Raw genomic sequence first — 23,205 nt, 5'->3', positions numbered from 1 at the left:
GGGGCCACCGGCCGAAGCGGCCGCGTGACCCCCGTGAGCTCAGCGCCGCCGTCCCCGGCCGCGACCGCCGCCCCGGCCCTCGTCGTCGCTCCCGTCGTCGTCCCGGTGCGGTCCGAGCAGTTCGTCCGCGAGCGAGGGGAGGTCGTCCAGCGGAGTCTCCTCGGCCCAGTCCGGCCGCGGCCGCTGCCGGGGTGTGCCCTCCTCGTCGACCTGCGGCAGCTCGCGCGTACGGTCCTCGGAGCCGTCCGGGCCCGCGCCCTGGCGCTCGTCGCGGAAGTAGCCCGGCGGTACCCGGTCCGCGGGACCGTCCTGGCGCACCGGCGGGAGTACGGCCGTCTCGTCGGCCGCTCCGGCGGGCGGCGCCGGCGGCTGGGGCAGCTCCGCCGTCACCTCGGCGTCGGTCCCCTTCGCGGACGCCCCGGCCTCCGGCCCGGACGACCGGGAGGGCTCCTCCGGGTCCTTGTCCATGCGCACCCGGGGCAGCGGGGTGGTCTCCTCCCCCGGCTTCTTGCCCATCGGCACCCGGGGCAGGACCGCCGTCTCCTCCACCGGCCCGCCCGACGCGTTCGTCGGCGTGACCACGGGCGTCGGGACGGTCGCCGCGTCCGGCGCGGCCGCCGGGGCCGCGGCGGACGGCTTCGGCCGGGGGCCGACCTGCGCCGCCGCGGCGGCCTCCTCCGCCGCGCGCCGCGCCTCCTCGGCCCGCAGCAGCGCCTCCTCCGCCTTGCGCTGCTTCTCCAGACGCGCCGCCTCGGCCTTGCGCTGTTCCTCCAGGCGCGCCGCCTCGGCCTCGGCGTGCCTGCGCGCTTCCTCCTCGGCCAGCTTGCGGCGCCGCTCCTCCTCGGCCTTGCGCCGTTCCTCCTCCGCCTTGCGGCGGGCCTCCTCCTCGGCGCGGGCCTTCTCCTCGGCGAGCAGCCGCTGCCGCTCCTCCTCCGCACGCCTGCGTGCCTCCTCGGCGCGCCGGCGGGCTTCCTCGGCCTGGCGCTCGGCCTCGCGCCGCTGCGCCTCCTCCAGCTCGCGCCGCTTGCGCTCCTCCTCCTCGGCGCGCAGCTTGGCGAGCTGCTCCTGGCGCTCGCGCTCCAGGCGCTCCTCCTCGGCCTTGCGGGCGGCCTCTTCCTCGGCCTTGCGCCGGGCCTCCTCCTCGGCCTTGCGGCGCGCCTCCTCCTGGGCCTTGATCTCGGCCTCGGACAGCGGCAGCATCCGGTCGAGCCGGTGGCGTACGACGGCGGTGACGGCCTCGGGCTCCTGGCCCGCGTCGACCACCAGGTAGCGGCCGGGGTCGGCGGCGGCCAGGGTGAGGAAACCGGAGCGCACACGCGTGTGGAACTCGGCGGGCTCCGACTCCAGGCGGTCCGGCGCCTCGGTGAAGCGTTCGCGGGCGGTCTCGGGGGAGACGTCCAGCAGCACGGTCAGGTGCGGCACCAGGCCGTTCGTCGCCCAGCGCGAGATCCGGGCGATCTCGGTCGGGGACAGGTCGCGCCCGGCGCCCTGATAGGCGACGGAGGAGTCGACGTACCGGTCGGTGATCACGACGGCGCCGCGCTCCAGGGCGGGCCGGACGACCGTGTCGACGTGCTCCGCGCGGTCCGCCGCGTACAGCAGTGCCTCCGCGCGGTGCGACAGGCCCGCGGAGGACACGTCCAGCAGGATCGAGCGCAGGCGCTTGCCGACGGGCGTGGCCCCCGGCTCGCGCGTCAGGACGACCTCGTGGCCCTTGGCGCGGATCCACTCGGCGAGCGCTTCGGCCTGGGTGGACTTGCCGGCGCCGTCCCCGCCCTCCAGGGCGATGAAGAAGCCGTTCGCGGCCGGTGCGACCGCCGGGTCGTCGCCCCCGAGGAGCGCGTCGCGCAGGTCGAGGCGCAGGGGGACGCCGGAGCGGTCGTCGACCTTGGCCAGGACCAGTGCGGCCACCGGCAGCAGCAGTGCGCCGACCAGCATCAGCGTGAACGCGGCACCGCCGTGCGCGAACACGAACCTGCCGTTCTCCAGGCGGTGCGGCCCGATCAGCGCCGCGAGCAGGGGGGCGCCCAGCGCGGCCAGCGCCACGGCGACCCGCACCACCGCGTGCAGGTGTTCCGTCGTGCGCGTGCGGCGGCTGTCCTCGGTCTCCTGGTCGAGCAGCGCGTGCCCGGTGTTCGCGGCGACCCCCGCGCCGACGCCGGCCAGCCCCGTGATCAGCAGCACGCTGGTGACGTCGGGGTCCAGTCCGGCGGCCAGCAGGGCCACGCCGGTGAAGGCGATCGCGAGTGCGAGCAGCCGGCGCCGCGACAGCGACACCAGCACCTTGGGCGCCGTACGGACGCCGACGGCGACGCCGCCGGTCAGCGCGAGCACGAGCAGGCCGTACAGCACCGGGCCGCCGCCCAGGTCCTTGGCGTGCAGCACCGCGACGGCGACGGCGGCGGCGATCGACGCGGCGACGGCCGCGCAGGCGAGGACCAGCAGCGGGATCGCGCCGGTACGGCCCGCGTCGACGCCCGTCGCGGTCTTCGGACGGCGCAGCCCCTCCAGCGGGGAGCGCGGACGCGGGGTGCGCGCCGCCGGCAGTTCCAGGAAGGCCACGACGGACAGGGATCCGGCGAAGAGCCCGCCCGCGACGTACGAGGCGAGGGCCGCCTGGTGCTGGTCGAACCAGTCGATCCCGGTGCCCAGGAGATTGTTGGCCAGGGCCGCGACGATCAGGGTGGCGGCGCCCAGCGGGATCGCCGCGAAGCCCGTGCGCAGCGACAGCCGGCGCAGGGCGTCCATGTGGTCCGGCAGGGGCCGCACCGTCGCGCCCTCCAGCGGCGGGGCGGGCAGCAGGGCGGGGGCGGCGCTCTCCCGGGCGACGGTCCACAGGCGCTCGGCGACACCGGTCACGAAGACGGTGACCAGCAGGAAGGCGAGGGCGTCGTCGGGCGTCCAGTCGATCCACAGAGGCGCGACGAGCAGCAGGGCGGCGCGCGCCCCGTCCGCGCCGACCATGGTCCAGCGGCGGTCGAGCGGGCCTTCCGGGGAGGTGAGCGAGGTCAGCGGGCCCAGGAGGACCGCGCCGAAGAGGAGGGTGGCCAGGATCCGCACCGCGAACACGGTCGCCACCGCGAACGCCACGCCCCGGTAGCCGCCCCCGAAGGAGCCCTCGGCGATGGCCGCCTGGAGGACGAGGAGGACGAACACCAGGAGGGCGAGTGCGTCTCCGACACCGCCCACCAACTGCGCGCTCCACAACCGCTTCAGCTGCGGCTCGCGCAACAGGGCGCGGACGGCGCGCTCGCGGGAGTCCGCCACCAGGGCGTCGTCCGGTGCCGGGTGGTGGGCCGTTGGCTGCTCGGCTCGCGTCATGCTTTCAGCCTATCGGCAGCGACTGACGGTCAAGAGCGCCCGTCCGCACGTACGACCACCCCGACACCAAAGTGATGCCGGGGCGTTCGTTTCGTGAAGCCGCGGTGGGGAACGCGTGGCCGACGGCCCGTCAGCCGGTGCTGTCCTCCGACGCCGACCGCGCGGCCGTCGTCTTCTTCGCGGCGGTCTTCTTCGCCGCCGCCGTCGTGGTCTTCTTCGCCGCGGTCTTCTTGGCGGCCGCCTTCTTCGCCGGAGCCGCCTTCTTGGCCGCGGTCTTCTTCGCGGGCGCCTTCTTCGCCGTCTTCTTGGCGGGGCCCTTCGCGCGCTTCTCGGCGAGCAGCTCGTAGCCGCGCTCGGGGGTGATCTCCTCGACGCTGTCGCCGGAGCGCAGGGTCGCGTTGGTCTCCCCGTCGGTGACGTACGCCCCGAAGCGCCCGTCCTTGACGACGACCGGCTTGCCGCTGACCGGGTCCTGGCCGAGCTCCTTCAGCGGCGGCTTGGCGGCGGCCCGGCCGCGCTGCTTGGGCTGGGAGTAGATCTCCAGCGCCTCTTCGAGGGTGACCGTGAAGAGCTGGTCCTCCGACTGGAGCGAACGCGAGTCCGTGCCCTTCTTCAGGTACGGCCCGTAGCGCCCGTTCTGCGCGGTGATCTCCTGGCCCTCGGCGTCGGTGCCGACGACCCGCGGCAGGGACATCAGCTTGAGGGCGTCCTCCAGCGTCACCGTGTCCAGGGACATCGACTTGAACAGCGAGGCCGTACGCGGCTTCACGGCGTTCTTGCCGGTCTTCGGGGTGCCCTCGGGGAGCACCTCGGTGACGTACGGGCCGTAGCGGCCGGCCTTGGCGACGATCTGGTTGCCGCTGACCGGGTCGGCACCCAGCTCGAAGTCGCCGCTCGGCTTGGCGAGCAGTTCCTCGGCGTACTCGACGGACAGCTCGTCGGGCGCGAGGTCGTCGGGGACGTCGGCGCGCTGGTGGCCCTCCGAGTCCTTCTCGCCGCGCTCGATGTACGGCCCGAAGCGGCCGACCCGCAGCACGATGTCGTTGCCCACGGGGAACGACGACACCTCGCGCGCGTCGATCGCGCCCAGGTCGGTCACCAGCTCCTTGAGGCCGCCGAGGTGGTCCCCGTCGCCGTTGCCGGCGTCGGCGGCGCCGCCCGCGACCGTGCCCTCGCCGAAGTAGAACCGCTTGAGCCACGGCACGGACTGCGCCTCGCCTCGCGCGATGCGGTCGAGGTCGTCCTCCATCTTGGCGGTGAAGTCGTAGTCGACGAGCCGCCCGAAGTGCTTCTCCAGGAGGTTGACCACGGCGAAGGACAGGAAGGACGGCACCAGGGCCGTGCCCTTCTTGAACACATAGCCGCGGTCGAGGATCGTGCCGATGATCGACGCGTAGGTCGACGGGCGGCCGATCTCGCGCTCTTCGAGCTCCTTGACCAGGCTGGCCTCGGTGTAGCGGGCCGGGGGCTTGGTGGCGTGCCCGTCGACCGTGATCTCCTCGGCGCTGAGGGCGTCGCCCTCGCTCACCTGGGGCAGCCGGCGCTCGCGGTCGTCCAGTTCGGCGTTCGGGTCGTCGGCGCCCTCGACGTAGGCCTTCAGGAAGCCGTGGAAGGTGATCGTCTTGCCGGAGGCGCTGAACTCGACGTCCCGGCCGTCGGCGGCGGTGCCGCCGATCTTGACGGTCACGCTGTTGCCGGTCGCGTCCTTCATCTGGGAGGCGACGGTCCGCTTCCAGATCAGCTCGTAGAGCCTGAACTGGTCGCCGGTGAGGCCGGTCTCGGCGGGCGTGCGGAAACGATCACCCGAGGGGCGGATCGCCTCGTGCGCCTCCTGCGCGTTCTTGACCTTGCCGGCGTAGGTGCGCGGCTGGGGCGGCAGGTAGTCGGCGCCGTACAGCTGCGTGACCTGGGCACGGGCCGCGGCGACGGCGGTGTCGCTCAGCGTCGTGGAGTCCGTACGCATGTACGTGATGTAGCCGTTCTCGTACAGCTTCTGCGCGACCTGCATGGTGGCCTTCGCGCCGAAGCCGAGCTTGCGGCTGGCCTCCTGCTGCAGCGTCGTCGTACGGAACGGGGCGTACGGCGAGCGGCGGTACGGCTTGGACTCGACGGACCGCACGGAGAAGCGGGTGTTCTCCAGGGCGGCGGCGAGGGCCCGGGCGTTCGCCTCGTCGAGGTGGAGGGTGTTCGCGCTCTTGATCTGTCCCAGGGAGTCGAAGTCGCGGCCCTGCGCGACCCGCCTGCCGTCGACGGTCTGGAGGCGGGCGAGCAGGGACGACGGGTCGCTGGGGTCGCCCGCCCGGCCGGTCGCGAAGGTGCCCGTCAGGTCCCAGTACTCGGCGGAACGGAACGCGATGCGCTCGCGTTCCCGCTCGACGACGAGCCGGGTCGCCACGGACTGGACACGGCCGGCCGACAGGCGCGGCATGACCTTCTTCCACAGGACCGGCGAGACCTCGTAGCCGTAGAGGCGGTCGAGGATGCGGCGGGTCTCCTGGGCGTCGACGAGCCGCTGGTTGAGCTGGCGCGGGTTGGCCACGGCGGCCTGGATCGCGGACTTGGTGATCTCGTGGAAGACCATCCGCTTGACCGGGACCTTGGGCTTGAGCACTTCCTGGAGGTGCCAGGCGATCGCCTCGCCCTCCCGGTCCTCATCGGTGGCGAGGTAGAGCTCGTCGGAGTCCTTCAGCAGGTCCTTGAGCTTCTTGACCTGGGCCCTTTTGTCGGCGTTGACGACATAGATCGGCTCGAAGTCGTGCTCGACGTCCACGCCGAGGCGACGGACCTCGCCGGTGTACTTCTCGGGCACCTCGGCGGCGCCGTTGGGGAGGTCGCGGATGTGCCCGACGCTCGCCTCGACGACGTATCCGGGGCCGAGATAGCCCTTGATCGTCTTCGCCTTGGCAGGCGACTCGACGATGACGAGTCGGCGGCCGCCCTGTGCGGTCTCGCTGGTCGGGGACAACTTCGCTCTTCTCTCCGGTCGACGCTGGGGCCTCCCCAGGCCTTGCTCCCGGGGTCGGGTCATGGTGACGCTGCGGAGTGTGACGGTACATCCCGCCCCCGTGTCAAACGGGAAAAGCCCGCAACGGCCACTCGAACGGTAACCCGACTACCGCCATTCCTGCCGCCCGGAGTGCCGACCGGTCTTTTTCCGCCGGACCGGAACGCGTCCTCTCCTTTACCGGCATGACCCTGCTCACGCGCTTCAAACGGGTGTCCCGGCAAGATCCTCCACGACCGGTTCGGAGACCGGCCCGAAGACGGATTCAGAGGCGGGTGAAGCACCACGTTCCGAGGGCGAGCGCGACGACCGCGGCGAGGGCCGCGAGGGTCGCCGAAGCGAGCGGGTCGACCCCCTGGGCGACGGGTTCGCGGTGCCGCACACGGACCGCCGTCCACACCAGCAGCACGCCTCCGAACAGGGCGAACACCATTCCAGCGAAGATCGCCGGCCCGCTCTCCATGATCGTCCCCGCCCCTGTCTTCCACCTGCGTGTCCCTCGCCCTCGGGAGGCTGACACGCACGGGCGGCGCCCTGGCGAACCCGAGGTGAACGACAGACCTACGGGCGGGGGCGGCGGGCCGCCGCCGGAGCCCGCCGCCGGGCACGCGGACGGGCGGCCCGGCCGTCGACCCCGTCGCCTCGCGCGGACCGATGACGCTGCGACGCGCCTCACACCGAACAGGCGTGGGTGTTTTTCCGGACGTCTTCATGCGGCCGGCGCGGCCGACCGTATACACGATCCGATCTTGGTGAATCCGCCGTCCCGGGCACCTTGGAGTTGCCGACGCCCACTCGTCGCTCAATTTGCTGGAAGACTGAACGGTTCCGATCACTTGATCCATGTACGGAGGGGCGCATTCCGTGAGGAGCGTCTCAGCCCGGACGGACGGCGGGCGGGTTCACTCCGCCGGTTCCAGGAATCCCTGCTCCACCAGAAGCCGGATCTGGGCGGGTGTGCGGTCGCGCAGCATCACCGGATCGTCCCCGACCAGCTGGGCGATGGCGTCCAGGATGCGGCCCGCGCTCAGCGAGCCGTCGCACACACCCGCGAAGCCCGCGCCGACCGTGTCCACCGCCGTGGCGCGGCGCATCCCGCGGTGCTGGCGCAGCACGACGTGCTCCGGGTCCTCGGCTCCGGGCATGCCGACCTGCTCCTGGACGATCTCGCCGGCCAGCCTGAAGTGCGCGGCGAGCAGGGCCGCGTCGTCGCGCGCGCGCAGGTAGTCGAGCCGCTCGAAGTGCGCGCGGACCGTGTCGCCCAGCGGCTGCTCGACCGGGTGCGGCCACTCCTCCACGGTGATGACGGGCTCGGCGGACGCCGTCCTGCGCAGGGTGATCCAGCCGAAGCCGACGGCCTTCACCTTGCGCGCCTCGAACTCGTCCAGCCACGCGTCGTACCGCGCCTGGTACTCGGCCCGGTCGCCCCGGTGGTCACCGGCGTCCCTGAGCCACAACTCGGCGTACTGCGTGATGTCCTGCACCTCGCGCTGCACGATCCACGCGTCGCAGCCGCGCGGCACCCACGACCTGAGCCGGTCCTGCCAGTCCTCCCCTTCCACGTGCTGCCAGTTGGCGAGGAACTGCGCGAACCCGCCCTCGTTCAGGCGTTCCCCCGCCCCTTGAACGAGCGAGCGGCACAGATCGTCCCCGCCCATCCCGCCGTCCCGGTACGTCAGCCGGGCGCCCGGGGAGATCACGAACGGCGGGTTGGACACGATCAGGTCGTACCGTTCGTCGTTCCGGAGGGGCTCGAAGAGAGAACCCTCGCGCAGCTCCGCGGCCGGGGCGCCGGACAGGGCGAGGGTGAGCGCGGTGACGTGCAGGGCGCGCGGGTTGAGGTCGGTGGCCGTCACGCGTGTGGCGTGCTGCGCGGCGTGCAGTGCCTGGATCCCGGAGCCGGTGCCGAGGTCGAGGGCGGAGGAGACGGGCGTACGGACGGTGATCCCGGCGAGCGTCGTGGAGGCACCGCCGACCCCGAGGACGACGCCCTCGTTCCGGCTGCCGATGCCCCCGGCGCCGCCGACCGCGCACCCCAGGTCGGACACGATGAACCAGTCCTCACCGTCCGGTCCGCCGTACGGGCGTACGTCCACGGTCGCGGCCACCTCGTCGGCGCCGACCCGGGCCAGCCAGCCGCTCTCCACGCACGCGTGCACGGGAAGCAACTCCGCCACACGCGCGTGCGGCACGGGCTGCTGGAGCAGGAAGAGACGGACGAGCGCCTCCAGCGGGGTGTCCCCGCGGGTCGCCCGGAGGGCGGGCACGGTCTCGCTGCGGGCCAGGGCCGCGTAGGCGGGGGCGCCGAGCAGGTCGAGCAGGCCGTCGGCGGTGAAGGAGGCCGCGAGCAGGGCCTCGCGCAGCCGGGCGGCCACGTCGGGGCGGTCGGCGGAGGGCAGGGGGGACAGGGTGGCGTCACTCACGCACCCATTGTCCCCACTCCCCCGCCCCCGCGCGGCCCCACAACCCGTTTCACGCCGACCTGCAAGGGGGCAAAAGGCGTAACCCGGCCCGAGTCGGCGCGGGCAACCGCGCGACCGGCCCACGCCGGCCCGCCGGGGCAGAACCACGACCGGGCGGGGCCCAGGGGCGCGGCTCCGGCCCCCGAGGGGCGCGGGGAACCACGTGACCGGCGCCGGACCACCCGCACCCGCGCCGCCACAGCAGTCGACACGGCGGCGGCCGGCACGGGCCACGCCACCGCCCGGGCGCAGGCGACCCGCCGCCGCTTGGCGCTCAGCTGGTCGTCGCGCGGGCCGAAGCCGACGCGGCGACCTTCTTGCAGCTGTCCTGCTTGGCCATCGCGCCCTTGACGTCGCCCTGCTCCAGGTTCTTCAGCGCGGTGTTGCCGGTCTTGCTGAGCGTGCCGAGCTGGGTGGCGATCTCCGCCAGGCCGTCGGCGAACTTCGCCTGGTCCTTGGTGTCCAGCGCGTCGACCTTCTTCTTGAGGTCCGCGTAGGAGGTGGAGAGCGTGTTGAGCGCCGCGACGGCGTCCTTCTGCTTCTTCGCGCCGCCCTCGACCCCGGGCGGCGTGCCGGCCTTCTGGACGGCCTGGGCGAGCGCCGCGTAGGCGTCGGACATGTCCTGGAAGGCCTGCGAGTCGGTCTTCTGGACGTTCGCCGGGGCGTTGTTGTCGGTGGCGGCCTGCTTGATCGCGGCGTTGGCCGCGTCGACCTTCGCGTCCTGTGCCGGCAGCGCGTCGCAGACCTTCTTGGCCCAGGCGTCGAGCTCCTTGTTGCCGTCGTCGCTGCTGCATCCGGACAGCGCCAGTACCAGTACCGCACCGCCGGACAGTGCGGCCGCGAGCTTCTTGTTCACCGGTTTGGTCCCTTCCATGGCTCTCGGCCCCGGAACATACACGCCCATGGGGCACCGACCCCAGGCCGAATGTCCACTCCATAGCCCTTTGAAGCCATTTGCACCAAGGGAGAGAAGCCTCACGGCCCCGGCACACACGCGGCACAGCGGGAGGGCGACGCGTCAACACGCGTCGCCCTCCCGCCCTTTGAACTGGGCCCCGGCGGCCGGCCTACGAAACCACGGCGGGATCGGCCGACTTGGACGACGAATCGGCGTTGGTCTCGTCCCCCATCGCGATGCCGCGACGCTTGGAGACGTACACCGCGCCGACGATCACCACGAGGGCGAGCACCGCGATCATGATCCGTACGCCGATGTTCTTGTCGTCGCCGTAACTGAAGTTGATCACGGCGGGCGCGATCAGCAGCGCGACCAGGTTCATGACCTTGAGCAGCGGGTTGATCGCGGGACCGGCGGTGTCCTTGAAGGGATCGCCGACGGTGTCGCCGATCACCGTGGCGGCGTGGGCCTCACTGCCCTTGCCGCCGTAGTGGCCGTCCTCGACGAGCTTCTTGGCGTTGTCCCACGCGCCACCGGAGTTGGCGAGGAAGACCGCCATCAGCGTGCCCGCGCCGATCGCGCCCGCGAGAAACGCGCCGAGCGCGCCCACGCCGAGCGTGAACCCGACGAAGATCGGGGCCATGACGGCGAGCAGACCGGGTGTGGCGAGCTCGCGCAGGGCGTCCCGGGTGCAGATGTCGACGACCTTGCCGTACTCCGGTTTCTCGCTGTAGTCCATGATCCCGGGGTGCTCGCGGAACTGCCGCCGCACCTCGAACACCACCGAACCCGCCGACCGCGAGACCGCGTTGATCGCCAGCCCCGAGAAGAGGAAGACGACCGCCGCGCCCGCGATGAGGCCGACCAGGTTGTTGGGCTGCGAGATGTCCATCATCAGACTCATCGGCGCGCCCGCCCCGGAGAGCTTCTCGCCGACGTCCTCCGCGCCGGTCGTGATCGCGTCACGGTACGACCCGAAGAGCGCCGACGCCGCCAGGACCGCCGTGGCGATGGCGATGCCCTTGGTGATCGCCTTGGTGGTGTTGCCGACCGCGTCGAGGTTGGTGAGCACCTGCGCGCCCGCGCCCTCGACGTCGCCGGACATCTCGGCGATGCCCTGCGCGTTGTCGGAGACCGGGCCGAAGGTGTCCATCGCGACGATCACGCCGACCGTGGTGAGCAGGCCGGTGCCGGCCAGCGCGACCGCGAACAGCGCCAGCATGATCGACGTACCGCCGAGCAGGAACGCGCCGTACACCCCGAGCCCGATCAGCAGGGCGGTGTAGACGGCCGATTCGAGCCCGACGGAGATGCCGGCCAGCACGACCGTGGCGGGGCCCGTCAGGGACGACTTGCCGATGTCCCGGACCGGGCGGCGGCTGGTCTCGGTGAAGTACCCGGTCAGCTGCTGGATGACGGCGGCCAGGAGAATGCCGATCGCCACCGCGACGAGGGCGAGGATGCGCGGGTCGCCGTCCTTGCCCCGAATGGCCGCGTCGGTCACCCCGTCGAGGTCCGAGTACTTCCCCGGCAGATAGACGAAGACGGCGACCGCCACCAGCACCAGCGAGATCACCGCGGAGATGAAGAAGCCGCGGTTGATCGCCGACATGCCGCTGCGGTCCGTCCGGCGCGGGGCGACGGCGAAGATGCCCACCATGGCCGTGAGCACGCCGATCGCGGGCACGAGCAGCGGGAACGCCAGCCCGGAGTCGCCGAAGGCCACCTTGCCGAGGATCAGCGCGGCGACCAGGGTCACGGCGTACGACTCGAAGAGGTCGGCCGCCATGCCCGCGCAGTCGCCGACGTTGTCGCCCACGTTGTCCGCGATGGTCGCGGCGTTGCGCGGGTCGTCCTCCGGAATGCCCTGTTCGACCTTGCCGACCAGGTCGGCGCCGACGTCGGCGGCCTTGGTGAAGATGCCGCCGCCGACCCTCATGAACATCGCGATGAGCGCCGCGCCGAGGCCGAAGCCCTCCAGCACCTTCGGCGCGTCGGCCGCGTACACCAGCACCACGCAGGAGGCGCCGAACAGGCCGAGCCCCACCGTGAACATGCCGACGACGCCGCCCGTGCGGAACGCGATCTTCATCGCTTTGTGCGAGACGGCGGTGAGATCCTTTTCCGGTTCACCCGCCGCCGGAGTGGCTTCGCGGGCCGCTGCGGCGACCCGCACATTGCTGCGCACGGCGAGCCACATGCCGATATAACCGGTGGCTGCCGAGAATGCCGCACCGACCAGGAAGAACACCGATCGTCCGGCGCGTTGATTCCAGTCGTCCGCGGGCAGCAGCATGAGCAGGAAGAACACCAGGACGGCGAATACGCTGAGCGTGCGCAACTGCCTGGTCAGATAGGCGTTGGCGCCTTCCTGGACCGCGGCCGCGATCTTCTTCATGCTGTCGGTACCCTCGCCGGCCGCGAGCACCTGGCGCAACAGGGCACCCGCGACCACGAGCGCAGCCAGTGCGACGACCGCGATGACCACCACGAGCAGGCGGTTGCCGTCGGTCAGCACTGCGGCCGCGAAGGTTGTGGGGTGGTCCAACCGATGAGGGGTAGAAAGCCCCGCCATTCGTCCTCCTTGACGCTTGGGCTGAGCTCAAGATGTGGACGGATTGTAGGTACCGGAACCTGATCAAAACAGTGCGCGGTATACAGAATTCGCTACCGAATACATCCGCCAGAGATCGTGAATTGATTCACGCCGGTGATCGAAAGCGATCGTGAATTGGTTCACGACATTCCCGCACAAGATTCACTTGCCAAGATTCACTTCCCCGAGAACACCGAGTGATGAATCTTGGATCCACTGTAAGCGTGGGCGGAGACCTGCGCACATGCCGAAGGGCCCCACCGGAGTGGGGCCCTTCGGGTCAGTCTCGCGCGGCCGGACTCAGGCCGGCGTCGCCGCCGCCGGTGTCCTCGGCCAGGTCATGCGGATCAGCCCGCCGTGCTCGCCGGCGGTGACCTCCACGTCGTCGACGAGGCCGCTGATGACCGCGAGACCCATCTCGTCCTCCTCGGCCTCCACGTCGTCCGCGCCGGAGCCGGGCGCCCGGTCGCCGGGGGCGGAGTGCGGGGCCTCGTCGCCGACCTCGATGGAGAACTGCTTCTCCTCCTCGATCAGCGCCACCTTCACCGGAGCGGTGATTCCGCCAATCTGGTGAAGGCCGACCGCTCGGGTGCAGGCTTCACCCACGGCGAGCCGCACCTCGTCGAGGACGGCCTCGTCCACTCCGGCCCTGCGCGCCACCGCTGCCGCCACCAGTCGGGCGGTCCTGACATGCTCGGGCAGCGCGCTGAAGCGGAGTTCAACGGTGGCCATACGTCCCCCTCGGAACTACGGGCGTGCTGTCGAGGGGCCGGGCTGCCGAAAGCCCGGTCCCCCGGTGTTCAACTGGGCCGTCCGGACCACCGGACCCGGACGGGTGAGTCAGTCGGTGGCCTGGACAGCTTCCTCGACCGAGGTGTGAATGGGGAACACCTTGGTCAGACCGGTGATGCGGAAGATCTTCAGAATGCGCTCCTGGTTGCAGACCAGGCGCAGCGAGCCCTCATGGGCACGCACTCGCTTCAGGCCGCCGACCAGCACGCCGAGCCCGGTGGAGTCGAGGAAGTCCACGCCCTCCATGTCCACGACGAGGTGGAAATTCCCGTCGTTCACCAGCTCGACCAGCTGCTCGCGCAGCTTGGGCGCGGTATATACGTCGATTTCGCCACCGACCTTGACGATCGTGCGATCGCCGACGGTCTCGGTCGACAGGGACAGGTCCACGGATCCTCCAGCACCTTGCTATCGAGCGGTCGCCCCTCGGGACACCTCGGCAGAGCCCCCTGGACGGTTCGCCAGCCGCGATGGCATTCAATCACTTACCGGCAGGCGTGCACGACGCCTTGGCTCCATTGTCCGTCACGCCAGTGACACACTCGGTGCCGATGGCCAAGAATCACCGATCCGATCGATCCTCGGCACAGCCCGCTCCGCGCCTGTCGCCGGGCGCGCTCCTGGACCGGCTCGCCCCGGGCCCGAGCCGTGCGTCGCGCATCACTCATACGGAGCACTTGCCCCCGCGAGCGGGCCGCCATGCCGTCTGGCCTGACCGGATTCGCCCGGAGGTGATCGCGGCGGTCCAGGCGTGCGGTGTCGAGCACCCCTGGGCCCACCAGGCCCTCGCCGCCGAGCACGCCCTGGACGGCGACTCGGTGGTCGTCGCCACGGGGACGGCCTCCGGCAAGTCCCTGGCGTACCTCGTGCCCGTGCTGTCCACCCTTCTGGACGGTTCCGAGGCCCCGAACGGCCGGGGCGCGACCGCGCTCTACCTCGCCCCCACCAAGGCCCTCGCCGCCGACCAGTGCCGCTCTGTGAAAGAACTTTCACATCCGCTGGGCAACGCCGTACGCCCGGCCGTGTACGACGGCGATACGCCGTTCGAGGAACGCGAGTGGATCCGGCAGTACGCCAACTACGTCCTGACCAACCCGGACATGCTGCACCGCGGCATCCTCCCCTCCCACCCCCGCTGGGCCTCCTTCCTGAAGTCGCTGAAGTACGTCGTCGTCGACGAGTGCCACACCTACCGCGGTGTCTTCGGCTCGCACGTCGCCCAGGTCCTGCGCCGGCTGCGCCGCCTGTGCGCCCGCTACGGCGCCTCCCCCGTCTTCCTGCTGGCCTCCGCGACGGCCGCCGAACCCGCGGTCGCCGCCGGCCGTCTCACCGGTCTGCCGGTGGTGGAGGTCGCCGACGACGCCTCGCCCCGTGGTGAACTGGTGTTCGCTCTCTGGGAGCCCCCGCTCACCGAGCTGCAGGGCGAGAAGGGCGCCCCCGTCCGGCGGACCGCCACCGCCGAGACCGCGGACCTGCTCACCGACCTCGCCGTCCAGGGCGTGCGCACGGTCGCCTTCATCCGCTCCCGGCGTGGCGCCGAGCTGATCTCGGTGATCGCCCAGGAGCGGCTGGCGGAGGTCGACCGCTCCCTCGCCCGGCGTGTCGCGGCGTACCGGGGCGGCTACCTGCCCGAGGAACGCCGCGCCCTGGAACAGGCCCTCCACTCCGGGGAACTCCTGGGCCTCGCCGCGACGACCGCCCTGGAACTCGGCATCGACGTCTCCGGCCTCGACGCCGTCCTGATCGCCGGTTACCCGGGCACCCGCGCGTCCCTGTGGCAGCAGGCCGGCCGGGCCGGGCGGTCCGGGCAGGGCGCGCTGGCGGTGCTGGTCGCCCGCGACGACCCGCTGGACACCTTCCTGGTCCACCACCCGGAGGCGCTGTTCGACCGCCCCGTGGAGTCGACGGTCCTCGACCCCGACAACCCCTACGTCCTCGCCCCGCACCTGTGCGCGGCGGCCGCGGAACTCCCGCTGACGGACGAGGACCTGCCGCTGTTCGGCCCGGAGACCGAGGCACTGCTCCCCCAGCTGGAGGCCGCGCGGCTGCTGCGCCGCCGGACGAAGGCCTGGCACTGGACGCGCCGCGAACGGGCCGCCGACCTCACCGACATCCGCGGCGAGGGCGGCCGGCCGGTGCAGATCGTCGAGGAGGGCACGGGCCGGCTGCTCGGCACGGTGGACGCGGGCGCCGCCCACACCACCGTCCACGAGGGCGCCGTCCACCTCCACCAGGGCCGTACGTATCTCGTCCGCTCCCTGGACCTGGAGGACTCGGTCGCCCTGGTCGAGGAGGCCAGTCCGCCGTACTCGACGGTGGCCCGCGACACGACGTCGATCTCCGTCCTGGAGACGGACGTCGAAGTCCCCTGGGGCCAGGGCCGCCTGTGCTACGGCTCCGTCGAAGTCACCAACCAGGTCGTCTCCTTCCTGCGCCGGCGTGTCATCACCGGTGAAGTACTGGGCGAGTCGAAGCTCGACCTCCCTCCTCGTACGCTGCGCACCCGCGCGGTGTGGTGGACGGTCACCGAGGACCAGCTGGACTCCGCCCGGATCAACCCGGAGATCCTCGGCGGCGCCCTGCACGCGGCCGAGCACGCCTCGATCGGCCTGCTGCCCCTCTTCGCGACCTGCGACCGCTGGGACATCGGCGGCGTGTCGGTCCCGCTGCACCCCGACACACTCCTGCCGACCGTCTTCGTCTACGACGGCCATCCCGGCGGCGCGGGCTTCGCCGAGCGGGCCTTCCACACCGCCCGCGCCTGGCTCACCGCCACCCGCGAGGCCATCGCCTCCTGCGAGTGCGACGCCGGCTGCCCGTCCTGCATCCAGTCGCCCAAATGCGGCAACGGCAACGACCCCCTGCACAAACGCGGGGCGGTACGGCTCCTCACGGAACTGCTGCGGGGGGCGCCGGAGGAGGGGGCTCCGGGGGACGAGGCCGTGTCGGGGGCGGAAGCGGGGCCGACAAGTGGGGCCCGGGCGCCGGAGGCGGGGCCGACGGGTGCGACCCGGCCCCCGGAGGCGGAAGCGGGGCCGGCAGGTGCGACCCAGGCCCCGGAGGCGGAAGCGGAACCGACGAATGCGACCCAGGCCCCGGAGGCGGAAGCGGGGCCGGAGGCTGCGATACCGGCCCCGGAGGGCCCGCCCGTGCCCTGACCTCGGCCGTGAAGGGGCCCTGCCCCGACGCCGCCGTCACGTCCGAGATCTCTCCCAGGACGGCGCATCGCACCAGCCGTGTGCCCTGTGCCCGAGCCACCCGGCCCGCCCGGGCGCAGGCCTGCTCCTCGCCGTCCGCCCAGTGGTCCGCCGCCGCGAGGGCCGCGAGGTCGGCGCCTCCCGCGGCACGGTGGCGGACCACCACGGCCTGCCCCAGGGCGAGGACGACACCGAACACCACGCACAGCACGGCGATCGCACCGAGACTCCAGATGGTGGCCGAGCCCCGGTCGCCCCTTCGGCGCAGCCACCCGCCGACCGCACCGGCCACGCTCATGGCCCACCTCCCACGGCGTCCGCCGACCTCCCAGGGGCTTCCACGGCCTCCTCCGCCGCCCCTTGGGCGTCCTCTACGGCAGGACCGGCCTCCGTCGCCCCCACGGCCTCCTCCGCCACCGCCACGGCCTCCTCCCGCACCTCGAACGGCAACCCGCGCAGCAGCGGCGGCTTCGCGACGACCACCACGCGTACCTGGTCGCCCTCCCTGCCGACCGTCACCCGCGCCCCCCGCGGCGCCGCCGCGTGGGCCAGCCCGACGACCACCGCCGTCGGGTCCTGCCGTGCCGCCGCCCGCGCGCCGGTCCTGGCCGCGTCCACGCACTGGATCCGGACGGCCACCGCGAGCAGCCCCCACACCAGCGCCATCACGAACGCCACCAGCACCGGCAGCGCCACGGCCGACTCCGCCGTCACGAAGCCCCGGTCCCCGCGGAACCGCTGCCGCTCACATCCCCGCACTGAGCGCCCGCTTCACGATGTCCTGCAGCTCCGCGGTGACGGCATCGCCCGTCACCACCTGGTAGAGGATCACGGCGAACGCCACGGCCGCCACGATCCCCATCGTGTATTCGGAGGTCACCATTCCGGCGTCCCTCCGGGCGCCCCGCATCCCGCACACCAGGGCACCCAGCCGTGCCCGTACCACCTTGTACATCTCAACCCCCGTGAGGTTCGGTCCTGTTGCTCTGTCATCGCTCGATCCGCGTCGTCCGGCCATGCGGCACCGTCCCCGCTCACCCCCTTCTCATCGCCCGCCTCCTCCCATCACTCCGCCCGCGAGCCCGATGACGACCGGCAGGACGCCGATCGCGACGAAGGCGGGCAGGAAGCACAGCCCCACCGGCGCGGCGATCGCGACGGCCGCGCGCCGCGCCCGTGCCGTCGCCGCACGGGTCCAGTCGGCGCGGGTGTCCCCGGCGAGCCGGGCCGCCGGTCCCGCCGCCGGAATCCCCGTCACATCGGCCCGCTCCAGCAGCCGTGCCAGGGCCACGGCGCCCGGCACGTCGGCCAACCCCCGCCACGCCCTGGCCGGTTCGCCGCCCAGCCGCACCTCGGCGGCACCGCGCGCCAGCCCCTCCCCCACCGGGCCGCCCAGCGCCTCGCCCACGGCCTGCGCCGCGACCGCCGGGCCGGCACCCGCCGCGATGCACGCGGCCAGCAGGTCCGCGGCGAGCGGGAGTTGCCCGGCGGCCAGCCGCGCGTCCGCCTCGCTCACGGCTCCCGCCGCCCGCTGCCGGCTGTGCCACCGCCACAGCCCCACCGCGCCAACGGCCCCGACCACGGCCCCCATGACGCCGCCGATCACCACCCAGCCGGCGCCCACCACCGCCCCCGCCGGCAGCCACGTGCGCGCGGCATCCCGCAGCGCCGTGTGGGGGGCGTCGCGCGCCCGCGCCCGTCCCTGCCCCACCAGCCCGGACACCCGGCGGCGCACCCTGCGCAGGCTCCGCACCCTCTCCAGCCACCCCGTGAGCCCCGCGAGGACCAGGACGATCCCCACGGTCACCCCCAGCCTGTGGACAACTTCCGCGCTCATCAGGCCTCCCTCCTCGTCAGCCACCACCCGTCGCCTCACGTCACCTCACGTCCCCTCCGCGCTCCGCACGATCCGCAGCGCCCACCACACCCCCACGCCCTCCAGGAGCCCGCCGACGAGCAGGCAGCCCAGCCCCGCCCCCGTGTGCAGCAACACGTGCAGCGGGTCGGCGCCGAGCGCGGCGCCCAGGAGGAGACCCAGCACCGGCAGGCCGGCCAGCATCACCGCGGTGGCGCGCGCTCCCGCCAACTGGGCACGCAGGTCGGCTCGTTGGTCGCGCTCGGCACGCAACGCCCCTTCCAGACGGTCGAGTCCGACCGCGAGGCCCGCTCCCTGGTCCACGGCCACCCGCCAGCACGCCGCGAGTCCCAGCAGTCCGCCGGCTCCGGGCTGCCGCGCGGCGTCCGTGAGCGCCTCCGGCACGTCCCCGCCGAACCGTGCGGCCGCCAGCACCGCCGCCTGCGCCTCGCCCAGTCCCCCGGAGTCCCGCGCGGCGCACCGCAACGCCTCTCCGGGCTGCCTGCCCGCCCGCACTTCGCCCGCGAGCGCCGCGCACAGCGCGATCACGGCGTCTCCCCGGCGCTCCCCGGCCCGCCGGGCCTCCGCGGCCCGCCGCATCCGGCGCAGCAGCGGCACGCCGGCCGCCCCCACGACGAGCGGCAGCACCGAAACTCCCAGGACCGCCAGGACCAGCCCGACGACGGGCGCCCACCACTCGGTCCGCCACCGCCCCCGCATCCTGCGCAGTCCGAGGGCCAGGTCCTCCCATGCCGGCGGCCCGCTTCCCACCACCCCGCCTCCGGCCAGCAGCAGCCGCGCCCGCCGGGCCCCGGAGTACGGCCCCCCCAGCAGCCATGCCGCCGCTCCCGCACAGGCGGCAGCCGCCGCCGACGGCACCTCACCCATCTCGTACATCGCGCTCCCCGTGTCCTTCACCCGTTCGGTCCTCGTGGCTTCGCAGCAGGTCCCGAAGCCGCCCCCATCCCCGCTCCCGCGCGAACGCGTCCGGCTGCCACCGCAGCGCCGGAACCGTCCGCACCAGGCCCGAGGGGTCCCGCTCCAGGACATGCACCTCCGCGATCCGCCGCCGTCCGGCCGGGTCGCGGACGAGGTGCAGGACCACCGAGAGCGCGGCAGCCAACTGGCTGTGCAGCGCGGCCCGGTCGAGTCCGGCCGCCGTGCCGAGCGCCTCCAGCCGGGCGGGGACGTCCGCGGCGGCGTTGGCGTGAACCGTCCCGCAGCCGCCCTCGTGGCCCGTGTTGAGCGCGGCCAGCAGATGGACCACCTCCGGCCCGCGCACCTCGCCCACGACCAGCCGGTCCGGCCGCATCCGCAGGGCCTGCCGCACCAGGTCCTCGAGGGTGACGAGCCCGGCGCCCTCCTGATTGGCGGGTCTGGTCTCCAGACGGACGACATGCGGGTGATCCGGCCGCAGCTCCGCCGAGTCCTCGGCGAGAACGATCCGCTCCCCCGGCCCGACCAGGCCGAGCAGCGCGCTCAACAAAGTCGTCTTGCCGCTGCCCGTACCGCCGCTGACCAGGAAGGAAAGCCGCGCCCGCAGCAGGGCTCGCAGCACCGCGTCCCCGCCCGGCGGCACCGTGCCCGCGGCCACCAGTTCCTCGAGCGTGAAGGCCCGCGGCCGTACCACCCGCAGGGACAGGCAGGTGCAGCCGACGGCGACCGGGGGCAGCACCGCGTGCAGCCGCGTCCCGTCGGGCAGCCGGGCGTCGGCCCAGGGCCGGGCGTCGTCCAGTCGCCGCCCGGCCACCGCTGCCAGGCGCTGCGCGAGACGTCGTACGGCCGCGGCGTCCGGGAAGGAGACGGCGGACAGTTCGAGGCCGCCGCCCCGGTCGACCCAGACCCGGTCCGGCGCCGACACCAGCACGTCGGTCACCGACGGGTCGGTGAGCAGCGGTTCCAGCGGCCCGCTGCCGATCAGCTCGGACCGCAACTGTTCGGCCGCGCCGAGGACCTCCGCGTCCCCGAGCACCCGCCCCTGCTCCCGCAGCGCCTGCGCCACACGCGCGGGCGTCGGCTCGGCCCCCCTCGCCGCGAGCCACTGCCGTACGCCCTCCAGCAGCGCCCCTTCCAGCGCCGGTGCCGTACTCATGACCCACCCGCCTCTGTCCGCGGCGCGGTGGCCTTCACCCGCTCGCCCGCGGGCGGCGTGCTCTCGCACCACCCGTCGGGGTCACCACCCCGCTCGCCCTCAGCCCATGAAGCCCCGGGCAGCGTGCGCACACCCCGTCCGAGCCCGGGCGGCACCCCCCTCACGGCGCGCCCGCCTCGGTCAGCGCCCGCTCCCAGAACTGCTTGCAGAAACGGGCGAGGGGCCCGCGCGCGGCAGCACCCGGTGGCGACTTTCCGCCGTCCGGCCGCAGCAGGCCCTGCTCCACCGGCACCTCGCCGGCCAGCGGCAGCCGGAGCAGCCTGGCCACCTCGCGGTCGTCGAGGCCGGGTGCGTACGGTCCCCGTACCGCCACCCTGAGGTCGCGCAGGACCATGCCGGCGGCGGAGGCCACCCGGCCGGCCGCCGCGACGGCGCGCAGTTCGGCGGGGACCACGAGAAGCCCGAGGTCGACCTGGGCGAGGACCTCGGCGACCCCGTCGTCGATGCGGCGCGGCAGGTCGACGACGACGGCGCCGCCCCTGCGCCGGGCCGCGGCGAGTACCGCGCGCACCGCCTGCGGCGGGACGGCGACGCAGTCGCCGCGGTCCCAGCTGAGCACCCGCAGCGAGTGCAGTTCGGGCAGCGACTCCTCCAGGGCACCGCCGCCGACCCGCCCGCGTGAGGCGGCGAACGCCGGCCAGCGCAGCCCTTCGGTCGCCTCTCCGCCCAGCAGTACGTCGAGTCCGCCGCCCAGCGGATCGGCGTCCACCAGGAGGGTGCGCAACCCCTCACGCGCGGAGGTGACGGCGAGGGCGCATGCGAGCGTGGACGCTCCGGCGCCGCCGCGCCCCCCGATGACGCCGACGGTGAGCGCCGGCCGGCCGACGCCCTCGGCCACGTCGGCGATGCGGTCGACCAGCCACTGTTCGCCGTCGGGCAGCACCAGGACATGGTCGGCGCCGATCTCGACGGCGCGCTGCCACACCCCGGAGTCGTCCTGGTCACGTCCGACGAGGACCACCCCGCGTCTGCGGACGGCCCCGCGCATCCGGCGCGCCGCGTCGTCGCCGACCAGGACGAGCGGCGCCGCCTCCCAGCTGCCCCGGCGCGCGGGCACCGAGGGGTGCACCTCGGGCGTGGCACCGGCGGCGGCGCACAGGCGCAGCAGGTCGTCGAGGAGGTACGTGTCCTCCGTCACGATCAGCGGCTTGCCCTGCCGGCCGGAAGCGGCGGGCGGCGGGTCGTGGGTCACTGCTCCTGCCATGGTCTTCGTCCCCCTTTGACTGTGGACCGCGCAGCCCTTGCGGCCCGCGATTCCCCTGCGTGCGAAGAACCGGACGACCCGGTCTCCATATGAACGGCCGGCAGAAACCGGCCGCGCGCACCCGGCATACGGAACCGGTCATGAACTCGGCCCGAGCGAACGCGTCGGAATCACGGTGCAGCGAACCGGGAAATCTTGTGGATCTTGGTGGAAAACTGTGGACAGCCAGGCGGTTGTGAATATCGCCATCACCCAAACCGGTGACGCTTGAACCATCTCCTGTGCGACTTCCGCAGAGCAGTCCGACGACTACCCACCGTGACGGAGCGCGGACATGCCGAAGAGGCGGCCTCAGCCGCCTCGAACGCGCGGTACAACCGCGCACAGAACGGGAAAACCCACCCGGACATGCGACGACCCCCGCCGGGGGGGAGAGCGGGGGTCGTCTCCACGGCCGACTCGGGGGGGGAGGAGCCGGACCGGGTTAGCACGGTCGCGAACGATCCGTGACTTCCATGGTGTACCCGAGAGCCCTCTCAGGCAAACCCACGCGCCCACCTTACGCCGAATGGGCTGCCCCTATGCTCTTGGTTGTGGAAAACCACTCCTTGCCCCGCACAGCGGCCTTCTTTGACCTGGACAAGACGGTCATTGCGAAGTCGAGCACGCTCACCTTCAGCAAGTCCTTCTACCAAGGCGGGCTGATCAACCGCAGGGCCGCCTTGCGGACCGCATATGCCCAGTTCGTCTTCCTCGTCGGCGGTATGGACCACGACCAGATGGAACGGACCCGCGAGTACCTGTCAGGGATGGTGCGCGGCTGGAACGTCCAACAGGTGAAGGAGATCGTCGCCGAGACTCTTCACGCCCTGATCGACCCGCTCATCTACGACGAGGCCGCCTCCCTCATCGAGGAGCACCACACGGCCGGCCGGGACGTCGTGATCGTGTCCACGTCGGGCGCCGAGGTGGTCGAGCCGATCGGCGAACTGCTCGGGGCGGACCGAGTGGTGGCCACCCGGATGGTCGTGGGCGAGGACGGGTGTTTCACCGGTGAGGTGGAGTACTACGCCTACGGCCCGACGAAAGCGGAGGCGATCAAGGAGCTGGCCGCTTCGGAGGGGTACGACCTGGAGCGCTGCTACGCCTACAGCGACTCGGCGACCGATCTGCCGATGCTGCAGGCGGTGGGCCATCCACACGCCGTGAACCCGGACCGGACCCTGCGGCGCGAGGCCATCGCACGGGGGTGGCCGATTCTCGACTTCCACCGGCCCGTACGGCTCAAGCAGCGCATCCCGTCGTTCTCGGTGCCGCCCCGTCCGGCTCTCGTCGCGGCCGCGGCCATAGGCGCGGCGGCCGCCACCGCGGGACTGGTCTGGTACGCGAGCCGTCGCCGTGCGGCGACCGCCTGAGCCGCTGCGCGACCGTTTGAAGCCTGTTTGGCAGCAAAAGTAAAGAACCGGCGGCAGCCCTTCCACTTGCCGTGGTCCTGGAGTAGAAAGGACTCAACGGCCCGCGAGACCAAGGACATCCGAGAGGATCACCTTAATAACGCAATTGGCCCCACGGACCGATGCATGAACATCGAGCACCCACGCGACGTCGACCCGTCGATTACGGGCCAGCCGCACCAGGTGACGGGCAAAGATCCCCGCCTGATGGGCAATATATCGAGGACGCTTGGTAACCCGGTGAGCATGCCAGCGGCGGTACGAATTACT

The 23,205-nt window shown here is 72.7% G+C and carries 16 protein-coding genes and 1 pseudogene; 2 read left to right on the top strand and 15 right to left on the bottom strand.

The annotated features are described in order from the left end of the window. Positions 1-39 precede the first annotated feature (39 nt). The 8 genes from tmk to bldG all read right to left on the bottom strand — a co-directional run bounded on the left by tmk (position 40) and on the right by bldG (position 13,463). Positions 40-3,321: a dTMP kinase gene (gene tmk / locus ACFY30_RS17345; RefSeq protein WP_390846020.1), complete on the bottom strand. Its 3,282-nt coding sequence runs from the start codon at positions 3,319-3,321 to the stop codon at positions 40-42. 130 nt (positions 3,322-3,451) lie between these two features. Beyond that, positions 3,452-6,286, bottom strand: a complete 2,835-nt coding sequence (topA, locus tag ACFY30_RS17340; protein ID WP_390846019.1) for a type I DNA topoisomerase — start codon at positions 6,284-6,286, stop codon at positions 3,452-3,454. A 304-nt stretch (positions 6,287-6,590) separates the two neighbouring features. Continuing rightward, positions 6,591-6,788 (bottom strand): hypothetical protein, encoded by a 198-nt coding sequence (locus ACFY30_RS17335; RefSeq protein ID WP_390846018.1) that lies wholly within the window; start codon positions 6,786-6,788, stop codon positions 6,591-6,593. A 439-nt stretch (positions 6,789-7,227) separates the two neighbouring features. Beyond that, complete coding sequence (locus tag ACFY30_RS17330) at positions 7,228-8,748, bottom strand: methyltransferase (protein WP_390846017.1); 1,521 nt, start codon at positions 8,746-8,748, stop codon at positions 7,228-7,230. 313 nt (positions 8,749-9,061) lie between these two features. After that, positions 9,062-9,661, bottom strand: coding sequence for a small secreted protein (locus ACFY30_RS17325; RefSeq protein WP_390659367.1), 600 nt, complete (start codon positions 9,659-9,661; stop codon positions 9,062-9,064). Between the two features lie 193 nt (positions 9,662-9,854). Continuing rightward, entirely contained in the window at positions 9,855-12,260 is a 2,406-nt protein-coding gene (locus ACFY30_RS17320) for a sodium-translocating pyrophosphatase (RefSeq protein ID WP_390846016.1), read from the bottom strand. Between the two features lie 321 nt (positions 12,261-12,581). Beyond that, positions 12,582-13,013: an ATP-binding protein gene (locus tag ACFY30_RS17315; RefSeq protein ID WP_390846015.1), complete on the bottom strand. Its 432-nt coding sequence runs from the start codon at positions 13,011-13,013 to the stop codon at positions 12,582-12,584. Positions 13,014-13,121: 108 nt separating this feature from the next. Continuing rightward, positions 13,122-13,463 carry an anti-sigma factor antagonist BldG gene (gene bldG, locus ACFY30_RS17310; RefSeq protein ID WP_352346343.1) on the bottom strand — a complete coding sequence of 114 codons (342 nt, stop codon included), beginning with the start codon at positions 13,461-13,463 and terminating at the stop codon, positions 13,122-13,124. A gap of 80 nt (positions 13,464-13,543) precedes the next feature. Here bldG and ACFY30_RS17305 point away from each other — a divergent pair, with 80 nt between their 5' ends. Further along, positions 13,544-16,231, top strand: coding sequence for a DEAD/DEAH box helicase (locus ACFY30_RS17305; RefSeq protein ID WP_390846014.1), 2,688 nt, complete (start codon positions 13,544-13,546; stop codon positions 16,229-16,231). Here ACFY30_RS17305 and ACFY30_RS17300 read toward each other — a convergent pair. The 7 genes and pseudogenes from ACFY30_RS17300 to ssd all read right to left on the bottom strand — a co-directional run. Further along, positions 16,176-16,568, bottom strand: a pseudogene (locus ACFY30_RS17300) (Rv3654c family TadE-like protein); the annotation flags it as partial. The gene ACFY30_RS17305 and the pseudogene ACFY30_RS17300 overlap by 56 nt on opposite strands. Further along, complete coding sequence (locus ACFY30_RS17295; RefSeq protein ID WP_390846013.1) at positions 16,565-17,029, bottom strand: TadE family type IV pilus minor pilin; 465 nt, start codon at positions 17,027-17,029, stop codon at positions 16,565-16,567. The pseudogene ACFY30_RS17300 and the gene ACFY30_RS17295, both read right to left, overlap by 4 nt. Then, positions 17,016-17,225: a DUF4244 domain-containing protein gene (locus ACFY30_RS17290; RefSeq protein ID WP_390846012.1), complete on the bottom strand. Its 210-nt coding sequence runs from the start codon at positions 17,223-17,225 to the stop codon at positions 17,016-17,018. Before ACFY30_RS17290 ends, ACFY30_RS17295 begins: the two co-directional genes overlap by 14 nt. A 90-nt stretch (positions 17,226-17,315) precedes the next feature. Then, positions 17,316-18,107, bottom strand: a complete 792-nt coding sequence (locus ACFY30_RS17285) for a type II secretion system F family protein (RefSeq protein WP_390846011.1) — start codon at positions 18,105-18,107, stop codon at positions 17,316-17,318. Between the two features lie 45 nt (positions 18,108-18,152). Continuing rightward, on the bottom strand, positions 18,153-19,013 hold the full coding sequence (locus ACFY30_RS17280; RefSeq protein WP_390846126.1) for a type II secretion system F family protein: 861 nt from the start codon (positions 19,011-19,013) through the stop codon (positions 18,153-18,155). Further along, the gene (locus ACFY30_RS17275; protein WP_390846010.1) at positions 19,006-20,217 is read right to left on the bottom strand and encodes a TadA family conjugal transfer-associated ATPase; all 1,212 of its coding nucleotides are present in this window, start codon (positions 20,215-20,217) and stop codon (positions 19,006-19,008) included. Before ACFY30_RS17275 ends, ACFY30_RS17280 begins: the two co-directional genes overlap by 8 nt. Positions 20,218-20,377: 160 nt before the next feature. Further along, complete coding sequence (gene ssd / locus ACFY30_RS17270) at positions 20,378-21,481, bottom strand: septum site-determining protein Ssd (RefSeq protein ID WP_390846009.1); 1,104 nt, start codon at positions 21,479-21,481, stop codon at positions 20,378-20,380. A 581-nt stretch (positions 21,482-22,062) separates the two neighbouring features. On the opposite strand from ssd, the gene ACFY30_RS17265 reads away from it, so the two are divergent. Beyond that, complete coding sequence (locus ACFY30_RS17265; RefSeq protein WP_390846008.1) at positions 22,063-22,896, top strand: HAD family hydrolase; 834 nt, start codon at positions 22,063-22,065, stop codon at positions 22,894-22,896. Positions 22,897-23,205: the final 309 nt, after the last annotated feature.

Origin of the sequence: Streptomyces sp. NPDC000345, from assembly GCF_042898825.1 — a bacterium.
Taxonomy (GTDB): domain Bacteria; phylum Actinomycetota; class Actinomycetes; order Streptomycetales; family Streptomycetaceae; genus Streptomyces.
Note: the sequence above shows the minus strand (reverse complement) of the source record. Positions and strands in the feature narration are given on the sequence as shown.

What these genes read in the sequence shown, in the direction of transcription:
- ACFY30_RS17325 (WP_390659367.1), bottom strand. Translation starts at nt 9,661, where the DNA reads ATGGAAGGGACCAAACCGGTGAACAAGAAGCTCGCGGCCGCACTGTCC.
- ACFY30_RS17290 (WP_390846012.1), bottom strand. Translation starts at nt 17,225, where the DNA reads ATGTACAAGGTGGTACGGGCACGGCTGGGTGCCCTGGTGTGCGGGATG.
- ssd (WP_390846009.1), bottom strand. Translation starts at nt 21,481, where the DNA reads ATGGCAGGAGCAGTGACCCACGACCCGCCGCCCGCCGCTTCCGGCCGG.
- ACFY30_RS17265 (WP_390846008.1), top strand. Translation starts at nt 22,063, where the DNA reads ATGCTCTTGGTTGTGGAAAACCACTCCTTGCCCCGCACAGCGGCCTTC.
- ACFY30_RS17335 (WP_390846018.1), bottom strand. Translation starts at nt 6,788, where the DNA reads ATGGAGAGCGGGCCGGCGATCTTCGCTGGAATGGTGTTCGCCCTGTTC.
- tmk (WP_390846020.1), bottom strand. Translation starts at nt 3,321, where the DNA reads ATGACGCGAGCCGAGCAGCCAACGGCCCACCACCCGGCACCGGACGAC.
- ACFY30_RS17285 (WP_390846011.1), bottom strand. Translation starts at nt 18,107, where the DNA reads ATGAGCGCGGAAGTTGTCCACAGGCTGGGGGTGACCGTGGGGATCGTC.
- ACFY30_RS17280 (WP_390846126.1), bottom strand. Translation starts at nt 19,013, where the DNA reads ATGGGTGAGGTGCCGTCGGCGGCGGCTGCCGCCTGTGCGGGAGCGGCG.
- ACFY30_RS17315 (WP_390846015.1), bottom strand. Translation starts at nt 13,013, where the DNA reads ATGGCCACCGTTGAACTCCGCTTCAGCGCGCTGCCCGAGCATGTCAGG.
- ACFY30_RS17320 (WP_390846016.1), bottom strand. Translation starts at nt 12,260, where the DNA reads ATGGCGGGGCTTTCTACCCCTCATCGGTTGGACCACCCCACAACCTTC.
- ACFY30_RS17305 (WP_390846014.1), top strand. Translation starts at nt 13,544, where the DNA reads ATGGCATTCAATCACTTACCGGCAGGCGTGCACGACGCCTTGGCTCCA.
- ACFY30_RS17275 (WP_390846010.1), bottom strand. Translation starts at nt 20,217, where the DNA reads ATGAGTACGGCACCGGCGCTGGAAGGGGCGCTGCTGGAGGGCGTACGG.